The organism is Pseudolysinimonas sp. (assembly GCF_031389465.1).
In the GTDB taxonomy this organism is placed as follows: domain Bacteria; phylum Actinomycetota; class Actinomycetes; order Actinomycetales; family Microbacteriaceae; genus Pseudolysinimonas_A.
In genome coordinates, this window is sequence record NZ_JANMSQ010000254.1 from 1 (window position 1) to 3,369 (window position 3,369).

General features: G+C 69.0%; 5 protein-coding genes. 1 reads left to right on the forward strand and 4 read right to left on the reverse strand.

What is annotated here, in order from left to right; all coding sequences use genetic code 11:
* The 3 genes from RMO30_RS10155 to RMO30_RS10165 form a co-directional block, all read right to left on the reverse strand.
* Positions 1–254 (reverse strand): FAD-dependent oxidoreductase (locus RMO30_RS10155; RefSeq protein ID WP_309712845.1); only part of this gene is annotated, 254 nt, incomplete at its 3' end.
* Positions 251–1,162, reverse strand: a complete 912-nt coding sequence (locus RMO30_RS10160) for a squalene/phytoene synthase family protein (RefSeq protein ID WP_309712848.1) — start codon at positions 1,160–1,162, stop codon at positions 251–253. The genes RMO30_RS10155 and RMO30_RS10160, both read right to left, overlap by 4 nt.
* A 161-nt stretch (positions 1,163–1,323) precedes the next feature.
* Positions 1,324–2,223: a polyprenyl synthetase family protein gene (locus RMO30_RS10165; RefSeq protein ID WP_309712851.1), complete on the reverse strand. Its 900-nt coding sequence runs from the start codon at positions 2,221–2,223 to the stop codon at positions 1,324–1,326.
* Between the two features lie 21 nt (positions 2,224–2,244).
* Between RMO30_RS10165 and idi the strand changes: the two genes are divergently transcribed.
* A complete protein-coding gene (idi, locus tag RMO30_RS10170; RefSeq protein WP_309712854.1) occupies positions 2,245–2,871 on the forward strand; it encodes an isopentenyl-diphosphate Delta-isomerase in 627 nt (208 codons plus the stop codon).
* On the opposite strand, the gene dcd is transcribed toward idi, so the two are convergent.
* The coding region (gene dcd, locus RMO30_RS10175; protein ID WP_309712857.1) for a dCTP deaminase at positions 2,868–3,369 on the reverse strand (502 nt) is incomplete at its 5' end. The two genes, idi and dcd, sit on opposite strands and share 4 nt — an antisense overlap.

Here is a 3,369-nt window from a genome sequence, read left to right on the forward strand (position 1 = left end):
GGGTCGAGCTGTACGAGGTGCAGTTCTGCGTCGGCGCTCGTGCCGAGCAGTTTGTAGAAGTGGTCGAACACTTCGGGCATGAGGTACCACGACGGGCCGGTGTCGAAACGGAAGCCGTCGCGCTCCCACGAGCCGGCGCGGCCCCCGAACTCCGGGTGCTGTTCGAGCAGCACGACGTCGTGACCCTCGCGGGCGAGCAGCGCGGCGGAGGCGAGTCCGCCGATCCCACCGCCGATGATGATGATGCGGCTCACGACCGTGCCCCGCTATGTCGACCACTGAGCGTTGCGGCACCGAGCGCGATGCGCAGCTTGACCGGGTCGGGCACGCGCACTCGGGTGCGGATGAGCACCTCGGCAGACGTGCGCCGCAGGCGGCTGGAGAGTTCGGCGAACAACCGTTGAGCGAGAGCGACCGCCCGGCGGGAGCTGCGCGGCAGCAGGGGAAGCGTCGCCGCGGCGCGGGCGAGGTCGGCGTCGATGTCGTCGAGCACGGTGTTCTTCTCGTCTTCGGTCAGCCGGGTCACATCGACACCGGGAAAGTAGCTGCGTCCCAGCTTGTCGTGATCCGCGGCGAGGTCGCGCAGAAAGTTCACCTTCTGGAAGGCCGCACCGAGCGCACGGGCGCCCGACTCCAGGGTTTCGAGTTCGTCGGCGGGGTACGGGTGCGGCGCATCCTGCACGAACACGCGCAGGCACATCAGCCCGACAACCTCGGCCGACCCGTAGACGTAGGCGGCGAAACTTTCGGCGTCGTGCTCGGTCTCGTGCAGGTCGGCGCGCATCGAGGCGAAAAACGGCTTGGTCAGCTCCGCGCCGAACCCCGCGGCCCGGGCAGTACGAGCGAAGGCGTGCACGACGAGGTCGGCGCTGTAGCCCTCCTCGAGAGCGCGCTCCGTCTCGGCTTCGTAGGCGTCGAGCAGTCGACCAGCCTGCCGTCGGTTGAGCCCCGCCTCCTCGGCTCCGCCGTCGACGATCTCGTCGGCGACCCGCACGAGGGCGTAGATGTTCTCCACCGACTGACGGATGCCGACGCCGAGAAGCTTCGACGCCATCCCGAACGACGTGGAGTAGCGGCGGATGACGAGGCTCGCGGTCCGTTCCGCGACCTCGTCGTAGAGCGGGAGGCGGGGCCCGCCATCCGCGCCTTGGTCGCGCTTCACTTGGCACGGCCGAGTACGGCGTCGGCGACCGGATGCAGTTCGATACGGAGTGCCGCCGGGATGTGCGGCTCCACCAGCCGGGCGAGTGCGCGGTTCACGTAGTACCGGGCGAGCCCTTCGGCGAAACCGCGGGCGCCCGAATCGACGAGGTGGGCGCGCAGCTACTCGGCGTCGGCCTCGGTGAGGGCGGGGTCGCCGAACAGGTCGGCGTACCCATCCCATCCCGGGGCGCTCGCCGCGTAGGCGACGAGCACGGTGCGCTTGCCCTCTCGCAGGTCGCCGACGGTTGTCTTACCGGTCTCCTCTTCCGCCCCGAAGACCCCGAGCACGTCGTCGACGAGCTGGTAGGCGATACCGATCTCCCGACCGAACTCGCCGAGGGTCGCGACGGTCTCTTCCGAGGCGCCCGCGAGGATCGCGCCCGCCTGCAGCGGACCTTCGAACGAATACACCGCGGTCTTCAGCCGTTCCATGCTGAGGATGTCGTCGACGTGCGGCAGCTCGGGGCGCAGCGTGAAATCGATGTCGATCAGTTCGCCTGCGGCGCTCGCGAACAGCGCCTCGTCCATGACCTCGAGCAGCCGGGCGCGCACGGTCCCCCCGGCGCCGCTGCGGTCGATGAGGCGGTAAGCGTTGAACAGGGCCAGGTCTCCCGCGATGACCGCGGCGCTCACCCCGTGATGCTCGGCGGTCGCCGGCTCGGCACCCGCTGCGAGGGCTCGGTCGCGGAAGGCGCCTGCGACGTTCGGCACACCCCGCCGGGTGAAGTCGCGGTCAATGACGTCGTCGTGCAGGCAGAGCGAGGTGTGCAGCAGTTCGAACGCCGCACCGACATAGGCAGCCGCGTCGAAGTCGTGTCCGCCGAGCGCCGAATAGGCGGCAAACACCATGCGTGGACGGAACCTCTTGCCTCCGTTCGTCGACGCCTCGATGCGGTCCCAGAGCTCGACGTAGGCGGCGCCCAGAGGCTCCGCGCGCTTGCGGGCTAGGCTGAACAGACGCGCCAAAACGGCGTCAACCTGCGACTGCCGCGCCGCCGCGGTCGCGAGTCCCGCATCCATTCCGGCAGACTACCTCGCCCCATGTCGCAGCCCCCAGTGCCTTCCGCCGCCGAGCAAGTTGTGCTGCTTTCGGAGTCGGGCGAGTCGATCGGCGTCGCCGACAAGCTCGCGGTACACGGTGAGGACACCCCGCTTCACCTGGCGTTCTCGTGCCATGTCTTTGACGCGCGGGGCCGGGTGCTCGTCACCCGGCGGGCGATCACGAAGCCGACATTCCCCGGCGTCTGGACGAACGCGTTCTGCGGGCATCCCGGCCCCGACGAGAACATCGAGGATGCCGTGCGTCGCCGAGGTTTGCGCGAACTGGCGCTGCCTCTGGGGGAGCTCGACCTTGTGCTGCCCGACTTCCGCTACCGCGCGGTCGACGCCGGCGGGGTGGTCGAGAACGAGATCTGCCCCGTCTACCGCACCGTCGCCCGCGACGACCCGATGCCGAAACCCGACGAGGTCGACGACTGGGCCTGGGTCGCCCCCTCGGAACTGATGAAGGCGGTGACCGCGACCCCTTTCGCGTTCAGCCCGTGGCTCGTGTTGCAGCTCCAGCAAGGCGCGCTGGAGCATAAAGCGAAGGCCATTTCTGGCCTTCGCCGCGACGCCAGCGCCGACGGCCGTCTCGGCCGGCGGGTGTCGGGGCAGGACGGAACCTAGCTCCCCGGTGCCCCCGCGTCGGTGGTGGTGACGTCGGTGCGGTGGAAGTTCTGGAACGACCGGGATGCCGTCGGCCCGCGCTGCCCCTGGTACCGGTTGCCGTAGGGCCCCGACCCGTACGGGTTATCGACGGGCGACGACGTGCGGATGAAGCAGAGCTGCCCGATCTTCATCCCGGGCCAGAGTTTGATCGGCAGCGTCGCGACGTTGCTCAGCTCGAGGGTCACGTGACCCGAGAACCCGGGATCGACGAACCCAGCCGTCGAGTGCGTGAGCAACCCGAGGCGCCCGAGGCTCGACTTGCCCTCAAGCCGAGCCGCCACATCGTCGGGCAGGGTCACGAGTTCGAACGTCGACCCGAGCACGAACTCGCCCGGGTGCAGGATGAACGGTTCGTCGGCCTTCGTCTCGATCAGCCGGGTCAGATCGGGCTGATCCTCGGCTGGATCGATGAACGGATACTTGTGGTTGTCGAACAGCCGAAAGAACCGGTCGAGC